The 18,705-nt window shown below is 45.6% G+C and carries 17 protein-coding genes; 9 read left to right on the top strand and 8 right to left on the bottom strand.

From position 1 onward, the window contains the following. The first annotated feature begins 137 nt into the window (after window positions 1–137). On the top strand, window positions 138–491 hold the full coding sequence (locus MHN31_RS08810; RefSeq protein WP_138538215.1) for a hypothetical protein: 354 nt from the start codon (window positions 138–140) through the stop codon (window positions 489–491). Here MHN31_RS08810 and MHN31_RS08805 read toward each other — a convergent pair. Beyond that, window positions 488–1,249 carry a response regulator gene (locus tag MHN31_RS08805; RefSeq protein ID WP_239444087.1) on the bottom strand — a complete coding sequence of 254 codons (762 nt, stop codon included), beginning with the start codon at window positions 1,247–1,249 and terminating at the stop codon, window positions 488–490. The genes MHN31_RS08810 and MHN31_RS08805 overlap by 4 nt on opposite strands. Window positions 1,250–1,593: 344 nt before the next feature. On the opposite strand from MHN31_RS08805, the gene MHN31_RS08800 reads away from it, so the two are divergent. Then, window positions 1,594–2,388: a MipA/OmpV family protein gene (locus MHN31_RS08800; RefSeq protein ID WP_125559602.1), complete on the top strand. Its 795-nt coding sequence runs from the start codon at window positions 1,594–1,596 to the stop codon at window positions 2,386–2,388. Between the two features lie 28 nt (window positions 2,389–2,416). Here the strand turns inward: MHN31_RS08800 and MHN31_RS08795 are convergent, their stop codons facing one another. Both MHN31_RS08795 and MHN31_RS08790 read right to left on the bottom strand, forming a co-directional pair. Continuing rightward, a complete protein-coding gene (locus tag MHN31_RS08795) occupies window positions 2,417–2,899 on the bottom strand; it encodes an acyl-CoA thioesterase (RefSeq protein WP_010384630.1) in 483 nt (160 codons plus the stop codon). 114 nt (window positions 2,900–3,013) lie between these two features. Continuing rightward, complete coding sequence (locus MHN31_RS08790) at window positions 3,014–4,663, bottom strand: electron transfer flavoprotein-ubiquinone oxidoreductase (RefSeq protein WP_138538219.1); 1,650 nt, start codon at window positions 4,661–4,663, stop codon at window positions 3,014–3,016. Window positions 4,664–4,838: 175 nt separating this feature from the next. On the opposite strand from MHN31_RS08790, the gene MHN31_RS08785 reads away from it, so the two are divergent. The 7 genes from MHN31_RS08785 (at window position 4,839) to MHN31_RS08755 (ending at window position 13,378) form a co-directional block, all read left to right on the top strand. After that, window positions 4,839–5,591, top strand: a complete 753-nt coding sequence (locus tag MHN31_RS08785) for an electron transfer flavoprotein subunit beta/FixA family protein (RefSeq protein WP_058795437.1) — start codon at window positions 4,839–4,841, stop codon at window positions 5,589–5,591. Then, window positions 5,588–6,514, top strand: coding sequence for an FAD-binding protein (locus MHN31_RS08780; RefSeq protein ID WP_125559598.1), 927 nt, complete (start codon window positions 5,588–5,590; stop codon window positions 6,512–6,514). The genes MHN31_RS08785 and MHN31_RS08780 overlap by 4 nt, the downstream gene beginning before the upstream one ends. 523 nt (window positions 6,515–7,037) lie before the next feature. Beyond that, entirely contained in the window at window positions 7,038–9,827 is a 2,790-nt protein-coding gene (locus MHN31_RS08775) for a TonB-dependent receptor (protein WP_239444086.1), read from the top strand. Between the two features lie 43 nt (window positions 9,828–9,870). Further along, on the top strand, window positions 9,871–11,142 hold the full coding sequence (locus MHN31_RS08770; protein WP_239444085.1) for a metallophosphoesterase: 1,272 nt from the start codon (window positions 9,871–9,873) through the stop codon (window positions 11,140–11,142). A 189-nt stretch (window positions 11,143–11,331) separates the two neighbouring features. Next, window positions 11,332–12,459 (top strand): PAS domain S-box protein, encoded by a 1,128-nt coding sequence (locus MHN31_RS08765; RefSeq protein ID WP_239444084.1) that lies wholly within the window; start codon window positions 11,332–11,334, stop codon window positions 12,457–12,459. 159 nt (window positions 12,460–12,618) lie between these two features. Next, on the top strand, window positions 12,619–13,098 hold the full coding sequence (locus MHN31_RS08760; RefSeq protein WP_239444083.1) for a hypothetical protein: 480 nt from the start codon (window positions 12,619–12,621) through the stop codon (window positions 13,096–13,098). Then, on the top strand, window positions 13,091–13,378 hold the full coding sequence (locus MHN31_RS08755; RefSeq protein WP_239444082.1) for a transcriptional regulator: 288 nt from the start codon (window positions 13,091–13,093) through the stop codon (window positions 13,376–13,378). Before MHN31_RS08760 ends, MHN31_RS08755 begins: the two co-directional genes overlap by 8 nt. A 60-nt stretch (window positions 13,379–13,438) precedes the next feature. On the opposite strand, the gene MHN31_RS08750 is transcribed toward MHN31_RS08755, so the two are convergent. The 5 genes from MHN31_RS08750 to MHN31_RS08730 all read right to left on the bottom strand — a co-directional run bounded on the left by MHN31_RS08750 (window position 13,439) and on the right by MHN31_RS08730 (window position 17,991). After that, window positions 13,439–14,038, bottom strand: a complete 600-nt coding sequence (locus MHN31_RS08750) for a GNAT family N-acetyltransferase (RefSeq protein ID WP_239444081.1) — start codon at window positions 14,036–14,038, stop codon at window positions 13,439–13,441. Between the two features lie 388 nt (window positions 14,039–14,426). Beyond that, window positions 14,427–14,900 carry a peroxiredoxin gene (locus MHN31_RS08745; protein WP_049865313.1) on the bottom strand — a complete coding sequence of 158 codons (474 nt, stop codon included), beginning with the start codon at window positions 14,898–14,900 and terminating at the stop codon, window positions 14,427–14,429. 157 nt (window positions 14,901–15,057) lie between these two features. Further along, window positions 15,058–16,344, bottom strand: a complete 1,287-nt coding sequence (locus tag MHN31_RS08740) for a hypothetical protein (RefSeq protein ID WP_239444080.1) — start codon at window positions 16,342–16,344, stop codon at window positions 15,058–15,060. Between the two features lie 228 nt (window positions 16,345–16,572). Next, window positions 16,573–17,136 (bottom strand): hypothetical protein, encoded by a 564-nt coding sequence (locus MHN31_RS08735; protein WP_164517511.1) that lies wholly within the window; start codon window positions 17,134–17,136, stop codon window positions 16,573–16,575. 3 nt (window positions 17,137–17,139) lie between these two features. Then, a complete protein-coding gene (locus MHN31_RS08730; protein ID WP_239444079.1) occupies window positions 17,140–17,991 on the bottom strand; it encodes a hypothetical protein in 852 nt (283 codons plus the stop codon). Window positions 17,992–18,705 lie beyond the last annotated feature (714 nt).

The following is an 18,705-nucleotide window of genomic DNA, read 5'->3' as shown; positions in this document are numbered from 1 at the left end:
TAGTAAATTTGCGCGTATTGTAACGATGTAATGCGCATCGAACAAATGCAACAGCAGATCGCTGTAATCGAGTGTAATTCCATAGACTTAGGTTTGTAGCTAGGATCGGGTTATTACATTATGTATTGGTTTGTTAAATGTTTAGTTTAGAAAGTACCCAGGTAGGTGGGCAACACACAGATTTAATCTCAAATATGATGGAGCCGACTTACAGCCGCCTGGTCAGCAATATTTGTCGCAAAGTGTTTTCGGAGCAATCGCCGGTGACGCCCCTGGTGGTTGAGCAGTTGCGTAAGCGGCGGGCATTCTTACAGCCTTTATTCGCTGGTGTGGGCGACGGCAGTGTGCGCGCTACCCAGTTCAATACAGCATTACAATGTGAAATAGAGTTAGTCGTCAATAAGGTGATGTCACAATGCGAGATGCCGCGTCATGAGTTGGTTAAGCACACCAATAAAACGGTATTTGAACTCGCCAGACAGGTCATCTAGCTATTATCAACGATATCCGGTACTACGTTGTTGAGGCGCTTCATCAGTTTGTCGAGGTTCCTCTGAACCTGTTCACTGCATTTTTCTAACTCAAAGCGTACTCCAAGTAAACAATCCTGCTCAGGTCCATCATTTGCTTCTATTCGCACTATGTTGCCATAGAGCGGGGATATGCTCAGTGCATGAGTCCCGTCAAAATTGTCAAAGCTGAGGTTAAATTCAGTGAGTTTGTATAGCTTCAGAGCATCAACATAATTGGTATAGACCTGCATACCGGTATGACTGATGTTATGTACTTTGGCTTCAAGTAGGGCATCAGAGGCGATGATCCGCATTGCATGTGAGGGCAGAGCCGAGTGTCTGACTGAATCTCGTTTACTGGCACTGTTCCAAGATTTATTGACTGCAGCTTCCAGTTTGTCTGCTCTGAAAGGTTTAACGACAAAATGACTCACTCCATTTTGTATTGCGGTAATAACAAAATCACGCTCGCCATTAGAGGTCATCATGATAAAAGGAATGTCTTTAAACTGGGTGCTGTTACGAACCTCATAAAGCAGCTCTTCGCCGTTTATTTCAGGCATCTGCCAGTCAGAGATAATAATGTCGACAGGCTTTGATTTTAGGATCTGGAGTGCCTGCTTACCATCGGCGGCCATCATCACCTGTTCAGAACCCAGACGTGTCTTAATGATGTTACGTACAACGTTGCGTACAGTGGTACAATCATCGACCACCAAAAATCGGACATTTCTCACTACTGCTTGCTCTATATTTGACCATTATTTAAGCCGGCGGCAATCATACCACAGCTCTTACCAGTAGGTAAGGGTTGGATTCGATAATTTTAAACCGTTCCAAATTGAGTGACTTACTCACAAGAAAATACCGATGAAAGCAGGTTATGTGAATAATTGTTTTGAAATGCCGCACAAAGTAACAGTTGCTCACAAGGTCCTCACTGAGTTTTGCATTATTTCAGCGCATTATGAAGCCGTGAAGTTCAGGGGCAGTCGGCCAGGCATCTTGTATTGGTCTCCAAAGTCCTCTGATTATTTTACCTCAGCGCTAAAGCAAACTTATAGAGACAAAGGAACTCATTATGATCGGGATAACAAAACACAACATGGTACGAGCACTTGGGCTGTGTCTGGCAATGACAAGTGTATGCAGTCTTGCTGAAGAGCAGGCAAACGACGATTGGGACGTAAAAATAGGCGCGGGTGTGCTTGTTGCAGATCTGCCCTGGCAGGGCGGTGAGAATGAGTTTGCACTCATTCCTATGGCAGACATTAAAAAAGGCAATTGGTTTTCTAATGAAGACAGCACCATTGGTTATCAATTTTTGAATATTAACGACGTCTTCAGCGCTTATGCGGGTCTGGGCTACCGTAACGAAGGGTATGACAGTCTGTTTGGAGACAATAGCTCTAACAGCAAAGTGTTTGAAGGCTATGATGCGCCCGATGGCGAGCTGGTACTGAATTACGGGGCAAAGTTTTTATGGTTTGGTTTATCCGGCCACACTGACTTGTCTGATGAATCAGATGCCACCAACTTTGCGCTGAGTGCAGAAGTTCCTTTGTATGAAAGCAGCCACGGGTTTGGTATTTCAGCACAGGCACAGGTACGTTGGCTCGATTCGGACTATGTGAACACCGTTTACGGAATAAGCGGTAAGAATATCAACGCATCAGTCGGCCGCACAGCCTATCAGACTGACGACAATGCGATAAACGTTACCTTTGGACTCAATGCGTATTATCAAATCACGCCTGAGGTAACATTAATTGGCAGTGTGAGCAGAACGGAGTTGGATGATGTTATCAGCAAAAGTCCGCTCGTTGGCGATGATACGATGGACATAGCCTTCATCGGTGCTATGTATCAGTTTTAGTATGTAAGTGGCTTGTGTAAGCGCTGGATCAGTCACCCTGATCCAGCGTATTTTGTAACAAAGATTCTGTTTGAATCGCAATTTCTTTCATCTGAATGGCATATTGCTCCAGCGCTTTTTGTTCTTTCGTTTTTGCCTCAAACTTGGCAACGGGAATAGGGTACCCAGCCTGATCCATAGCGATAAAGCTGATTATGCAGTGATTGGTTTCTACCATGTGTTGCTTTTGTGGATCGCCACATCGTACCTGGATGAATATCTGCATACTGGTTTTGCCGGTGTGTGCAATCCGCGCTGAAACTTCTACGATCTGGCCAACCAAAATAGGGCGATGAAAACGTACACCCGCGACGGATACAGTAACACAGTAGGCACCACTCCAGCCTGCTGCACAGGCATAGCCCGCTTGATCTATCCACTTCATCACCACACCGCCATGTACTTTGCCACCAAAGTTTACATCTGTTGGCTCTGCTAAAAAGCGAAACACGACTTCCGATTGCTGCGCCATGGGGCACCTCATTATCTCAACGTTTGCTTAAGTATAGAAAAAAAGGGGCATTTTGCCCCGGCAATTTAGGATAAAGGGTGTGAGCGGCAGGTAGCGGGCACCTGCCGGGTCGGATTACATATTTGGGTAGTTGGGGCCGCCGGCACCTTCCGGGGTCATCCAGGTGATGTTCTGACTCGGATCTTTGATGTCACAGGTTTTACAGTGGACACAGTTTTGTGCATTGATCACAAACTGTTTATCGCCATTTTCAGTCTCGCTGACTTCGTAGACACCAGCCGGGCAGTAACGTTGAGCGGGCTCTGCATACTGCTCAAGATTAACTTGGATCGGAATGGTCACATCTTTGAGCTGCAGATGACAAGGCTGCTCTTCCTCGTGGTTAGTATTGGATAAAAACACCGATGAAAGCTTGTCAAAACTTAACTTTCCGTCCGGCTTCGGATAGCTAATTTCCTGCGAATCTTTTGCCAGTCGAAGAGACGCGTGGTCCAGCGTGGTATCTTTGAGTGTAAATGGCAATGAACCTGAAAACAGGTTTTGGTCAACCATGTTGTAAGCACCGCCTAAGATACGGCCAAACTTGTGCATGGCCGGGCCAAAGTTACGTGACTGATAAAGTTCGTCATATAGCCAGCTGCTTTTAAAATTGTCAGCAAATTCGTTTAACTCAGCACGATGAGCATCTTCTCCCAGCGCCGTCACAATGGTATCTGCGGCAATGATGCCCGATTTCATCGCCGTATGGTTGCCTTTGATTTTAGCGAAGTTCAGAGTACCGGCATCACACCCTATTAGCAGACCCCCCGGAAAGTGCATTTTAGGTAACGCATGAAGGCCGCCTTTTGCAATAGCGCGGGCGCCGTATGCAACGCGCTCGCCACCTTCCAGCGTGTCTTTGAATACTTGCTGATGTTTCATGCGCTGAAACTCGTCAAACGGGCTCAGATACGGGTTTTTGTAGTTTAGATCAATGATCAATCCGATCACGACTTGGTTATTTTCGGCATGATACATGAACGAACCACCATGGGTTTCGCTATCGAGCGGCCAGCCCGTACCATGGACAACTTTACCTTCCTGATGTTTTGCCGGGTCAATTTGCCAGATCTCTTTAAAGCCAATACCGTAGTGCTGAGGGGTGGCGTCTTTATCCAGTGCAAACTGACTGATAAGCTGTTTGCCCAAGTGGCCACGACAGCCCTCTGCAAAGACAGTGTATTTGGCTCTCAGTTCCATACCGGGCATATAACTGTCTTTTGGCTCGCCATCTTTGCCAACACCCATATCACCGGTGATGATGCCTTTCACTTCATCATCTTCAACTATCAGCGAGTGAGCGCTGAATCCTGGGAATACTTCCACGCCCAGTTGTTCAGCCTGTTCAGCCAGCCAGCGGCAGACATTGCCCATTGAGACAATATAATTGCCGTCGTTTTTAAACGTTTTGGGGACCGCAAAGTGCGGGATGCTGGTGGCTTTGTCCTGATCTTTAAACAGGTAGATTTCGTCCTCGGTCACTTTTGTTGTGACAGGGGCATTTTTTTCGGCCCAATCCGGGATTAATTCGTCCAGCGCTTTAGTTTCAAAGACAGCACCAGACAATATATGTGCTCCGACCTCAGAGCCTTTTTCAACGACACAGATCATCAGTTCTTGTTGTTTTTCCTGTGCCTGTTGCGCAAGTCGGATCGCACACGACAGGCCCGCAGGGCCCGCGCCTACAATCACAACATCAAATTCCATGGTTTCGCGTTCGACCATTTTTACCTCACATAGATTGACGGTAGTTTAACTAAAACGAGGCTTTAGTTTTGTTAAGGTTAAGCTAAGGTTATTTTAGGTTGACGTTTACGTCAACAGGAAGTAGTCTGGTTTCATTAAATTGTTTTGTTGACGTGTACGTCAGCCAATAGAATAACCAGATGATGGAGTAACCATGAAAGTACTTGTGCCAATCAAACGCGTGATTGACTACAATGTCAAGGCAAGAGTCAAGGCCGACAACAGTGATGTTGATCTGACCAATGTGAAAATGGCAATGAACCCGTTCTGTGAGATCGCGGTAGAAGAAGCCATTCGCTTAAAAGAAGCAGGTAAAGCGAACGAAGTGATCGCTGTTTCAATCGGTGATAAAGCGTGTCAGGAGCAGCTACGCACCGCACTGGCCTTGGGTGCTGATAAAGCAATTCATATTGAAACTGATGCAAAACTTGAATCCCTACATATAGCCAAACTTCTGGCAAAGTTGGTAGAGCAGGAAAGCCCTGAACTGGTTATTTTGGGTAAACAGTCTATCGATTCTGACAACAATCAAACTGGTCAGATGTTAGCTGCATTAACTAAACGTCCTCAGGGAACCTTTGCATCTAACGTTGAAATTGCAGATGGTAAAGCCGTTGTGACTCGAGAAGTAGATGGTGGTCTGCAGACCGTGGCCTTGAACCTGCCTGCGGTTGTAACCACAGATCTTCGTTTGAATGAGCCTCGTTATGCCTCATTGCCAAATATCATGAAAGCAAAACGTAAACCGCTTGATGTTATCGCAGCAGACACGCTGGGCGTTGACCTTGCGCCACGTATTGAACTTGTGCGTGTGGAAGAGCCTGCTAAACGTGAAGCGGGCATCATTGTTGAGAGCGTAGAAGAACTGGTCAATAAACTAAAAACTGAAGCTAAGGTGATCTCATGAGCGTACTAGTCATTGCTGAACACGAAAATGGTGTATTAAAGCCTGAAACGGCAAAAGTCGTTCATGCAGCTAGTCAGCTTGGCGCTGAAATTGATGTTCTGGTTGCGGGTAATAATGTGGGTCCTGTTGCAGAGGCTGCTGCACAAATCGCCGGTGTAAAGGCGGTAAAGCTGGCTGACGACAGTGTGCTAGAACATCAACTAGCAGAAAGTACCGCTGATCTGGTGATTACGCTGGCTGAAGGTTATAGTCATATTCTGGCTGCGGCTTCAACCACGGGTAAAAACATCATGCCGCGCGTTGCTGCTTTACTGGACAAATCACAACTTTCTGAGATTGTCGGGGTTGTTGATGCCGACACCTTTATGCGCCCGATCTACGCAGGTAATGCTATTGCGACAGTTAAGTCACTGGAAGCGCAGAAAATCATTACTGTTCGTGCCAGCGCATTTGATGCGGCTGGTGAGCAGGCACCTGTTGCTGTTGAGACACTGGCTACCTCGGTTGAAAATACCCAAAGTAGTTTTGTTGGTGTTGAACAAACAGAATCAGAGCGCCCTGAGCTGACGGCGGCACCTGTTGTTATCTCAGGTGGTCGAGGTATGCAAAATGGTGAAAACTTCTCATTGCTTAACGGCATTGCTGACAAATTAGGCGCTGCTATTGGTGCATCTCGTGCGGCGGTTGACGCCGGGTTCGTACCTAACGATATGCAGGTAGGTCAGACAGGTAAAATTGTTGCACCAGACTTGTACATTGCTGTTGGTATCAGCGGTGCAATTCAGCATCTTGCAGGCATGAAAGATTCTAAAGTCATTGTTGCCATCAACAAAGATGCCGAAGCGCCAATTTTCCAGGTGGCTGATTACGGCCTGGTCGCAGACCTGTTCGACGTCTTACCTCAGCTTGAACAAGCTTTGTAAAAACAAATTCTGGTTGTTAAAGCCGTGAGTACCTTCGTACCGCGGCTTTTTTCATATTTATTGCTCATCAAACCTGATTGGCCATTCTTATCACGCAATGGCAGCAAAATAAATTTATAAGTTACTAGCTCTCACTTTATTTTCTAAACCTTGCGGTATTTATGAAACTGCAATGATGGGGTGTTGTGCACTGCTTACCCTCAGTCAGTTACTCTAAGCAAAAGTGACAGCGATCATGTAGTTAGCGAACCATGGTTGCAGCATAGCGAATAACTGAGCAATGTTCTTACCGGGTTAAAATAGCTCATGGAAGTGTTTAGGTGCGCTGAAGAATTCAGCTTTTTTCATAAATGCCAGCAGGTTAAAGCCTGAGGAGGGGACATTTTAGCTCAAATTGGCTTTAAATGGCCCTTTTTGCCGTTAAATAGAGGCTGTACCCACAGGAATTGCAATAATTCGGTCATTGAGCCCGGTTAAGGTCTTCGCGGATTTTATAAACGACTCTTCCTGTGCGAGAAAAAATATGAAAAATAATCTACCTTCCGTGATTTCTAAGGCCTGTGCGGGCGTTGCTTTAGCACTTGGCGTGATGAGTGCACCAGCATTTGCTAATACGTTGCAAGGTGAACTGACGGATCAGCAAAACAAAGCCCGCTTTGAAGGGGCTAAAGTTATTATTAAGGAGCTGGGGCGTGAAGTCAGCTCCGAGCGTAATGGTGAGTTTAGGTTCATCAATCTCCCAGCCGGTACCTACACGCTTGAAGTACGCTATATCGGCGCGCAATCTGTCACAAAGCAAGTGGTGATCAAAGACAATGAAGTGACTAAAACTCGAGTGCAGCTTAGCGCCTACCAGGGAGAAATGGATAACATAATCGTTAAAGGACAACGCGCAGGGCAAGCAGGTGCATTGAACCGGCAGAAAAATGCGGATGGTATCAAGTCTATCGTCAGTGCAGATAGCATCGGACAGTTACCAGATCAGAATGCGGCCGAGGCATTGCAGCGTCTGCCGGGTTTGTTTATCGACCGAGATCAGGGTGAAGGCCGTTTTGTTGGGATCCGGGGAATTGATCCAAATCTCAACAATGTGACTATCAATGGCGCAGCTGTACCTTCTCCGGAAGGTGGTGTGCGCAGCGTTGCAATGGACGTGCTGCCAAGTGAAATTATTCAGAGTCTGGAGGTGAGCAAAACAGTCACCCCAGATATGGATGCCAATGCGATTGGTGGCAGTATCGAAGTGAAAAGTCTGAGTGCATTTGACCGTGAAGGGGAAAGCTACAGTTTCAATGTTCAGGGCGCTTACAATGAACAGGTTGAAAAAAGCAGCCCCAAACTGTCCGCTAGCTACAGCGATATTTATGACATTGGCAGCCAGACTCAGCTGGGCGTAGCGACGGCGATATCCTGGTTTGAACGCAAGTTTGGCTCACATAATATGGAAACTGATGGCGGCTGGATGGAGTTGGAAATGGAAGATGCCAATTCCGGCGAAGAAGTGGCTTTTTTTGGTGCAGAGGAAATTGAACAGCGTCACTATACCATCACCCGAGAGCGCCTGGGAGCTGCCCTGAATTTGGATCTGCATCAGGGATTGTTCAATAAGTACTATCTGAGAACTATGTACAGCGAATTCTCAGACGACGAGTTCCGTCTGCGCAATGAATACAAGTTCGATAAAGGCAATTATTTAAGCGGGCATTCAGGCGATACGATGGCGTACTTTAGCGGTGCTGAAATGGACCGGGATAGCAAAGATCGCTACGAGGAACAAAGCATTTTGTCTGTGGTCGCGGGTGGTGAGCATCTGATCAAAGACTGGTTTGTAGAATACAGTCTGGTTTACTCAAAATCAGACGAGCAAGAGCCTGATCGACTGGATATAGCGTTTGCCGGAGAAGATTTGACTCTGGGCTATGCCAGCCTGGGAGACACCCCGATTTTGTCTCGTAGTGAGGCCGCACATCAATTAAGCCGTTTTGAACTCGACGAAATTGTTCACGAAAATAATCTGAGCGAAGATGAAGCAACCAGCTTTAAATTAGATCTGACTAAAGATCTGGTTATCGCTGGACATAATGCAGAGCTTAAGTTTGGCGCTAAGTATCGCGACCGTGAAAAGCTGAACTCAGTCAACGCTGTGGTATACGACGGCGGGTTTGATGATGTGACGGCAGAGCAGTTTAAAACGGGTGCACCAGCATATGACCTGGGCGACTTTGGTCCGGGTTTATCCGAATCCGGATTGCAGGCTTACTTTGCGCAAAATCAGGCATCCTTCGAGCGAAACGATCAGGAAACCGATATCGAGTCAAAGGGTCGTAGCTATCGCTCTGAAGAAACCGTCAGTGCGCTGTATGCCATGGTCAATATTGATTTTGGTAAACTAAATCTGATCACGGGTGTACGTTACGAGGATACTGACTACACCACGCGGGGTTATCAGGTTTCACTGGAAAAAGACAAATTAGCAGACACAGAGCAAGTCAATATCACCCCTTGGGAAGTTGAGAAATCCTACGATCATTTGCTACCCAATCTGACTCTGCGTTACGAGCTGGGTGATGATCTGATTTCACGCTTTGCTTATACCCAAACCATTGCACGTCCGGGATTTGAAGAGGCTGCAGCCTACCAGTTACTCGAAAGTGAAACAGATGAAGACGACGGACAGGTGGTGACAGAGCGAGAAGGTGAAGTTGGCAATCCAAACTTGGACCCGTATGAGTCTCAGAACCTGGATTTGTCCATTGAATACTACACAGGCAGTATTGGCGTTATGTCTGCTGGATTATTCCACAAGCAAATCGATAACTTTATCACTGAGCAGGAAGTGCAGGATCAGGCACAGTGGGCGGGCTATAAAAAGGTCATGCAATTCGTGAATGGTGGCGAGGCAGACTTAACAGGTATTGAGCTGGCTTACAGCAAAAACTTCAAAAATGGTCTGATGCTGTCAGCTAATACCACCTTAATTGACGCAGATGACAAATTGACTCGTCAGTCGGATACAGTGGCAAACCTGATGGTTGGATACGAAGATGACACCTTAAGTGCGCGCCTGAGTGGTAACTATAAAAGCAAAGCCTATCTGAGCACCGAGAGTGATGCACGTGTGTATCAGGATGACCACATGCAGCTAGATTTGAGCGTTAAATACTACTTCAATGAGCAAATGCAGATGTACTTTAACGCCGTCAATCTGACGGATGAACCACTCTACATTTATCACGGTGAGCAAAAATATAACTTTCAGTATGAGCAATATGGTCGCTCATTCGAACTGGGTTTTACCTACACCTCATTCTAATCCTTGTTGGAGCGTGCCGGGCTGATCCGGCACATTTAAAATTATGACTTTAAAATATATTGCACTTTCCTGCCTGAGCGCTTCTGTATTGATATCGAGTCCTGCGATGTCGGCCAATGTTTCTTTCCTGGCGTTTGGTGACGGAGGGTATCACCCGGACTACCCTAAAGAAAAACACATTCAGAAGCCCAAAAATAAAACGCAATTTATTGCAGCTGAAAAAGCAGATTGGCTCGAAGAGCATCGTCCGCTGAATGAGTTTAATCATGCCCCCATATATATTTACCCCGACACGGACATAGCCACCGAGCAGACCGGTGCGATAGCAACGGGTAAGGCGATGGCAACCTTATGCCAGATAAAACGGTGCGATTTTGCCATTCAACTGGGCGACAATATTTACCCGGATGGCGCCGGCGCAAATGATGGTAAAGACGATCAGCAACGTATGAACGATCTGATCTTAAAACCGTTGCAGCCGCTATTTGCGCAGCAACCGGAGTTAGTTGTTTACTCTGCTCTGGGCAACCACGACTGGAAAACGTCACGTAAAGGGGTGAAGTTGCAAACTGAATGGATGGCAAGTCAGCCAAATTTTACCATGTCTGAGCGAGGTTACTACAGCTATACCATAGGAGAGCCGGGTAATGATGTTGAACTGTTTGTACTCGATACCAATATGCTGCTTTCGGGCCAACACTACTATGAGATCCCGTTACGCCCGGACGGCAGCGAACAGGGGTTGGCCAGTGCTCTGGCTGCCGGGCAGGCAGAGGTTGAAGACATTGAGCGTCATGAAGAGCCGGTTAATGGTGAAGATCACCGGCAATTAGCCTGGCTGGCCGATGGCCTTAAAAACTCAAAAGCAAAGTGGAAACTGGTGTACGGACATCACATATTATGGTCGATAGGTGGCACTAAATATGATGAAGGCCATGTGTTGAGACGGCTGATTTTGCCCGAGTTATGTCAATATGCAGATGCCTACATTGCGGGTCACGAACATGATCTGGAGTTATTAACGGATGATTGTAGCCGCGTAATGCCGGGTAGTTCTATACCTAAACTGCCCCTGATAATCAGCGGGGCAGCTGCAAAAATGCGTGGTACCCATACACCGTTTGCGCAGCAACAGGAAAGGCGCTATCCCGAATACGATCTGGTGTGGTCTAAAAGCTTTATTTGGGGATTTACACACATTGAACTGGATAATGATCAGGATAAGTTGAATGTGTCTTTTTATACCACTCCCCATGATCAAAGCGGTAAGCTCGAGGCCGAGCAGACATTCAGTTTCGCAAAACGCAGTGACTGATGACAACTGGGGTGACTCCGCAACTTGACACGCGTGTTACCCCAGAAAAATTAATTTGATGTAGTTCAAAAAAATCATGGTATTCGGTAATTTGCACTATAGTTAAACTCACACAATACGATACCTATATCGCTTGCTGTCATTAGTCGTGCAGAGCGTCGTTATGGTCGAATATGAGTTGAGTTGCCAATGAATACCAATGATCCCTCGATGGAAGAAACCCTGTTTTTTGGTCAGTTGTTAGAGAATTCTTCTCCAATTGAATTACTCAAACAAATACTGATGCGCTCACAGCACGCCATTGTCGTCACAGATGCGGATCGTAACCATGGATATCGGATTGTTTATGCAAATCGGGTGTTTTGCCGTCATACAGGCTATGAGCTTGCAGAACTGATAGGTCAGTCAACGGCCATTTTACAGGGACCAAAAAGTAATCGCAGAGTCCTGGCCAGGTTGAGTCCGGCACTGGAGGAAAACGGCTATTTCTATGGGTCTTCAGTTAATTATCGAAAAGACGGCTCAATGTATCCAGTGGAGTGGAATATCTCGGCAATTACCAATGAGGCAGGAGAGGTCACTCATTATATTTCGTTGCAAAAAGACCTGACGAACATGCGTCGTCTGGTCAGGCAAATACGTGAGTCAACCGATGTCTTTAAACAGTTTTATCAGGATTCAGCGCGTCAGGGTAATCGCTTTGGCGATGCTTCTGACTCTGTGCTTCGGGCCTTAAAAAGAAGTGCTAAGTTGTTAAACGGCAGATTGCACCTGAAAGACAATGTTGAGCTATTTCAGGAAGCTTTTCCGTATCAGGAACCTGATGAAAACAGTTTCGATGAGCTGTTTTTTGACCTGGACGAACCATCAGAAGGAGGCACAGATCAGCGATTGAACAAGCAAGCGCTGACTGCTGAAGATTTTTGGGCGGACAGCCCAATTGAAGAAGATGATGTTGAATCTATCGTCGGAGCGCTTAATGAGCTGGAATCAGAAACAGGCTTGATAGAGCTTAACGGTTACTCTGAGGCCCGGTTTAAAAATGTCGCGCGGCTATACAAAGAGCTCGCAAACACATTGTATTTTTGTATTGAATTTAATGACGGTGCATTAATGATTGATGAGGTTGCAGAGCGTTTGGACAGCCAGGCAACGGATCCGTCTTTTCCTATTGAATTTTTGTTGATGTTTAACAAAGATATCAGTAGTTGGTTGAATGACGTGTTTGTTGAGCGTAAAACCGATAATGTGTTTGCCGGGGAGAGCAATGCCATTATGGCTGGCGAGCAGTTGTTGTCCCTTATCGGCGGTCAATAATTGCTCTACTAGGTATAAAACACTACCCAACTACTGATATTTACCATCCGACGTGCCGCACTGTGATTTTGAATACAGCAATGTAGTATTTATTCACTTGCCAATGTGGAAAGTCGCTGCTAGTATTTAGTTTCCATATTGGAAAGTAAAGGAATGACAATGAATAAAGACAATAAGGTAGGGGTGGGGTCTGCTGAAGCCCTGTTGGCGATGTCGGCCGAAGGTAAGAGGTTTGCCCTGTTGAAATTCAGACCACCTGTTTGGCTCAACGGGTTAATAAGTGTGTTAGCTGCACTTGCAACTGCGGCGAGTGCCCAGGCAGGTCACAGTAGTATGTGGACTTTCGTAACTTTCGTGTCTGTAGGTACATTAATTGTACTGGTAATGAGTTGGTCTTTTTATCTAAAAGGTGTGGGTATAAAAGCAAAAAGCATGGCTTCCAAGTCTCAAGCCGGAGTCCGCAATATTGCGCTGGCTTTTACGAGTGCACTTATCGTGTTACTGGGCCACTATTTTACTGAACAGGGGGACTGGCACTTTGCATACGCCGCTGGGATTATGATTGGCTTGCTGAGTTTTGTTGTGCTGTATAAGCTTCCTACAGGGGAGTGGATATCGCGGGATAAAGCCAATGACTGAAGCGTGTTTTGATCCGCTGATCCATGCACATAACCGTTTGCAGATCTGCGCATTACTCGAAACCGTAGCCGAAATGGAGTTTTCTTTAGTAAAGGCACAGCTGGAGGTCAGCGATTCGGTTTTATCTAAGCACGTAAAAGCACTAGAGCAGGCTGGCTATCTCACAGTCAATAAACGGACCAGCTTTGCTCGTCAGCGCACCTGGCTCTCTTTGAGTGTACAAGGAGAAGCCGCTTATCGAGGGCATGTTGCTGCATTACGAGAGATTGTTGGCCTCTGAGGTTGTTCGAAACAAAGTAAGCCCGCAGCTATTAGAAAGTCGGGGCGTTTTTGTACTTAACTAAAGGGTAAACTGCATGGTGGTTGATCCTGAAAAGCCGAGCAACCAGTTCAGATATGGAAAGTAGTCTGTTTCAACGACAACAAAACCTTTCGCTTCATACAGTTTTTTTGCTCTGGGGTTGCTGTTGATCACATCCAGGCGGATTGATGAATAGTGATGTGACTGGGCATAACTGATAATGCTGTCCAGTAACTGAGTGCCAATGCCTCTGCCGCGATGTGACTCTGTAATTGCTATACCGTCCATCACTAACTCTCGCAATTTTGGCTGCCGCTCATATAAACTAAAAATAACGCAAGCACGTATTCCACCGAGTATGCCAAGGTGTTTGAATAACCCTATAAAATCGATGCCTGATGTGAGTGCACCATTTTGGTCACTAAAGCCTGCGACTCCGACTGGTTGATCATTATCGAAAGCTATGAAGGAATACTCGGGCATAAAGCAATCTGCGAGTACGGCGAGCCGCTTTGCTTTGTCGGGGATTGCACGAGCAAACTTAGCACCAAACGCGTCGTCGTAAATTTGTGCAATGGTTTGACTGTGTATGATATCCCAACCGTGTTCAATGTTAATCTGCATTAGGTGAGCATTCATAATTTTTCACAATGTGCTGAACAAGCTGCCAAGTTTAGGTTTGAAGGATACTTAAGTATGCTTTTTATCTCAATAGCTTCGAGAGCACAAGTCCATCCAAATTGCACATATCTCCATAAGCCTGAAGTGCTTTGATAGCACCCCTTAGTTCGCATCGGTTAAACTGGATATTGAATTGCTCGAACCAGACTAGCCCGTTCTCGCCTCCTTTAAAGTTCCAATAAGATCTTCAAGCACTGTGGCCATTGATTCACTGAGTTGTGACACCTAATGACATTCCTGGTTTTTTGTATTCGTTATTGTGTTCAAATAAGGTGGGAAAGTGAAAAGGATAACGAACGAAATACTGAGAGAGCGTTTGCACCCCCTCAGCGCTTGTCATTGAAAATTACAATTTTTCAAGGATGACTTCTGCTTTACTGACCTCAAAGGTTTTCGGTGCTTCAACCAGAAGCTCTGTCACTACACCATTGTCGATTATCATGGCATAGCGTTGTGAGCGGATCCCGCCAAACCCTTCTGTGTCCATTTCCAGCCCCAGCGCTTTAGTAAAGCTAGCATCGCCGTCACCGAGCATCATTATTTCGCTCGCATTATGTGCTTCTCCCCAGGCTTTCATTACAAATGCATCATTTACAGACACACATGCAATGATATCGACACCTTTGGCTTTGATCTTGTCGGCCAGAGCGACGTAACCAGGTAAATGGGCTGCAGAGCAGGTTGGTGTAAACGCGCCAGGTAGTGCAAACAAGACAACTTTTTTATCTGCAAAAAGAACGTCGCTGTGATGCGTGACCATGCCATCTGCTGTCAATTCACTTAATGTTGTCTTAGGTAAGGCTTGCCCTTGTTCAATCATGATTTTCCTCATCGGATATTACTGAGATTACGCTTATTTTAGACTTAAAATTGCAGGTTAAACACAGATAAAATGCAGGGTTAATACATGTTTTTGCAATTATTTTGGTTTGACAGTGATAACCTGATAGACCCAGGTTATCACTGACTTTGGGGCGTTATTTGGTAGAGCCATGTATAGAGTTAAAAATATGGCTAACGCCAGCGTTTTTGGTAGGGCCTGAATACGCATGGCAATCAAAGCAGTTTGTCGCAGGTGTCAAGTTGTGTGGACCCGTATAGACCACTTCATTGAACTTGCGTCCTTGTTGTGCGTTGGTTTCCATGGTGGTGTTGGCTAGCTGAATGGAGCCGCGCTGATTGTTGCGGTTGCTTGAGGGCTGAGTGACATCGTTCAACCAGAGCCCACCCACCAGTTCATACTTTGCGAGTACACGTAGTGAATTGTAGGTAGGCATGCGCTTAAACACTTTATTTAGTTGCTCATTAAGGGAGATAATATTAGCTCTGTTATGCTCGGCCTGGTTGTCGCCCTTAGCTGTACCTTGCGCGTAAACCTGACAGACCTCTGTGGGCGTGCCCGTTAACGGGGAGTCACCTTTTTTGTCGGGATCTAGGGTTTTGTTGAATTCACAGTTTGCATCCGGGGTGGGCAACGAGGCGGTACATTGCTCGCTGGCAAAGCTCCAGCCGGAGATGGGCTGGTTGGCCTTTTGACAATCCGGCGCATTGTATTTGTGCTCAAAGGTAGCCCAGATAAATTCGGGGTGATCTGGGGTGCTAATTACCAAGTGGAAGCCAACCATGCCATATAATTCATCGGCATCCAGCTCTCCATTGTTATTGGTATCTGATCTTACCCAGACATAATTAGGTCTGTCTTTCTCAGTGATTTTGCGCCAGGAGGTTTTAATCTCGGTTGTACCGGCAGGTAGTGTCGGTGAGCCCTTAGCGACATCACACATACCACTGTCAAACCGGGTTTCGTACAATACGATGTTGCCATTCTGGTCGTACAATACAGCATTGTTTAACGCCTGATTCATTTCATGAGGCGCTTTAAAGTCTTCACTTGTAGTATGGGGGTCTTTCCCACCCCTGACAAACAACTTAGATTGCAACGTATTGGGGGCACAAGAATCCTGGCCTCCACCAAGAAATATTCGGTAGCGCTCCTCGTTCAAAAAGGTACGTTCATTGCCATCTGGCGCATTTACCAAAGAAATAAACCATTGCCAGGAGAATTGGTAAAACTGACACAAGTTCTGCCCGCCACCTGGAATTTCACTGGGAGGATTATTGGGGTTTGTTACCCAGTTAATATTGGCCGGGCAAAACAGGGGATCCTGACTGGAAGCCGTATTTTCAGAGCCTGTAGGCTCGGTGGAGCAAGCCAGCAATGTTGTGATTGCAGCTGTTATTAGGGAAAGCTTAAGGGGATGCATAACAATTCCTTTCAATATCAAGACGGTCCTTACTACTGTAGAGCAATCACAAGAAGTTACCATTACTGAGTATTACACAGATCAGATCACTTTGAGTTGAGTATGGGTTATCCGGATGATGTACCTGGTAAGTTCATCCAACCCTTGTTTGATGTGAAAGGGGACGAGAATTGTGATTTCGTGTAAACAAGCAAAGGGCTGTGTCGCAGCCCTTTGCTGTAGCGATAATTATGCTGATTCAGCGTTGTTACAAATTTCTGGCAGTTTTTCCAGAATGCGTGTGATCATATGTTGAGCAGCGTGTTCTGCTGATCCCACAAATTCGCTGTCTCCATTTGCCCAGTTAGAGTCTGAGTTAAACCCTCTGACATGATATTGGCCAGCAGGTTTACCGTTGATAGAGTAGCCCACTGTAGATACCGCCATACCATTAATATTTAACTGTTCGTTATAGGTGTATAGCATGTTCAATTTTGGTGTGACTTCAACAACGATATCTTTAGTTGTTTCTGGGAGCAGGGGGGCCACAACATTCTGATGCACAGTATTAAACCATTGCTGAACCCCTGTTGCGTTCACTTTCCAGCTGATTGCATCCTTGTTTTGGCGGATGTCTGAAACGGGATTTACAACATATGTGCATTTGGAATCGGCAAGTTTAGCTGCGATTTGTTGATGCGTTTTACTTACCTTTTTTGGGAGTTTGCTCACTTTCATCTCTACGTCGACAACAGCCAGAGCATTCGTTGAAAGTAGTGCAAGAGGAAGTAAAAGAGTCGTTAGTTTTTTCATTGTTTACGCCTTACATTCTTTCGGTAATTCTTTAACAAGTAAGTTGTCGGCCAAATTAACCAGTGAACCATTTTTGTCTCTGATTTGAACCCGCTTTCCCTCTCGCTCTGTAATCTTGCCTGAGCTTTTCATCTCACCTAATGCGTTATATCGGATATATTTGGTACCGGTAATGCATGACTCTTCCTGGGCCACTTTAATATCATGTTCTAGCATTTCTCTAATCTCAGACAATGCTGTACTGACTGTTGTTCTGTATAAATCTGCGTTGTTATCATTCCATAGACGGATTGAATCCATACCACCATTGCCTACATTATCTGAAATATAGGTAAATGAATTTCGGTACGCAGGCTTTGAAACAGAGACCTTGCCTTGCTTAGCCACATAGAGTGTCGCGTTTGTTTCAAACAAAACGACTTTGAAATTATCAAAAAACTGATAGTGGGTGAAAAGGTAAAGCGCAGCCTCACCTTCTTTCAGGGCAGATATTTGTTCTTTGACTTTATCATCATTAAGATATTTTGTTTCTGCGCTGTCTTTGGTGTCTTGCGCGTTAAACTCAGAGATAAGCACCGGATTAAACTCTTCAACGATCAACTTGCGGAAGTTCAAATCAAGCGTATTGTTCAACAAAGGGGCTGCTACACCAAATGCACCGATCGCTCGGTCTTCATTTATGGATGAATCAATGGCAGAGGTGACTAATGCGCCAACCAGGCCACCTGCAACACCGCCACTGACACTATTAGATAAATTGACTGCGGGTCTGACTTCATCTTGTAGTACCAAATTGTAAGTATTGGTTTGCTTTGCGGCATCCCGTGTTTCTTGTGTCATAGGGATGTTCTTCATTCCCGAACACCCTTGTAAAATCAAGCCTATAGAGCTTATAAGTAGCAGCTTTTTCATATGTTAGTAGGTTTTGGTTGTTTGAAAGCTGTGCATTATATCGGTACCCTTTAGCAGGGTAAAGTATCAATTGACGCCTAGGTTTTCACGGCGGGTTGCCAAGTAACAATGCATGATAGTATTGGTTATTGACGTTCCGCAAAGTATGTCGTTACAGTTCCATCACTCTGCTGTAAAGATATTCTTATGTGAAAAACACATTAAGTGCGGCTTAATCCGACTGGTATTGTAGTAGCACTCAATCTTACCTCGACAACTAAATCACATATGAGGAGATAGCCCGATGAACAGGTACTGGCAGAGCGCTAGAAACGCGGCTTTCATCGTGCCTTGTATGGCATTTGTCCTGTCTTATATTACTGAGTTGAGTTTACTTTTCTGTGCTATATGCCTTTGCTTGTTCATAATTCTAAGCCAAATAGTTCATTTACCTGAAGAGCTACCCGGTGGGCCGGACAACCCGGATGGTAATGAATTACATCCTAAATGGGTGGTCCTGGTGGCCGCTCTTTCGTCACTCTTTTTAGTTTCACTGGGCTGGATTTATCCCGGTTTGTGGCATTACGTTGCGTTTATCAGCTAGCGTCTGGACCAGATGAGTACTCATGTTTAGCTTCTGTCCGTATTGATAATGGAAGGCTAACAGCGCTAGTCGGA

Origin of the sequence: Pseudoalteromonas sp. McH1-42, from assembly GCF_022347845.1 — a bacterium.
Lineage (GTDB): Bacteria > Pseudomonadota > Gammaproteobacteria > Enterobacterales > Alteromonadaceae > Pseudoalteromonas > Pseudoalteromonas rubra_D.
This window is presented reverse-complemented; position numbering and strand designations above follow the sequence as displayed.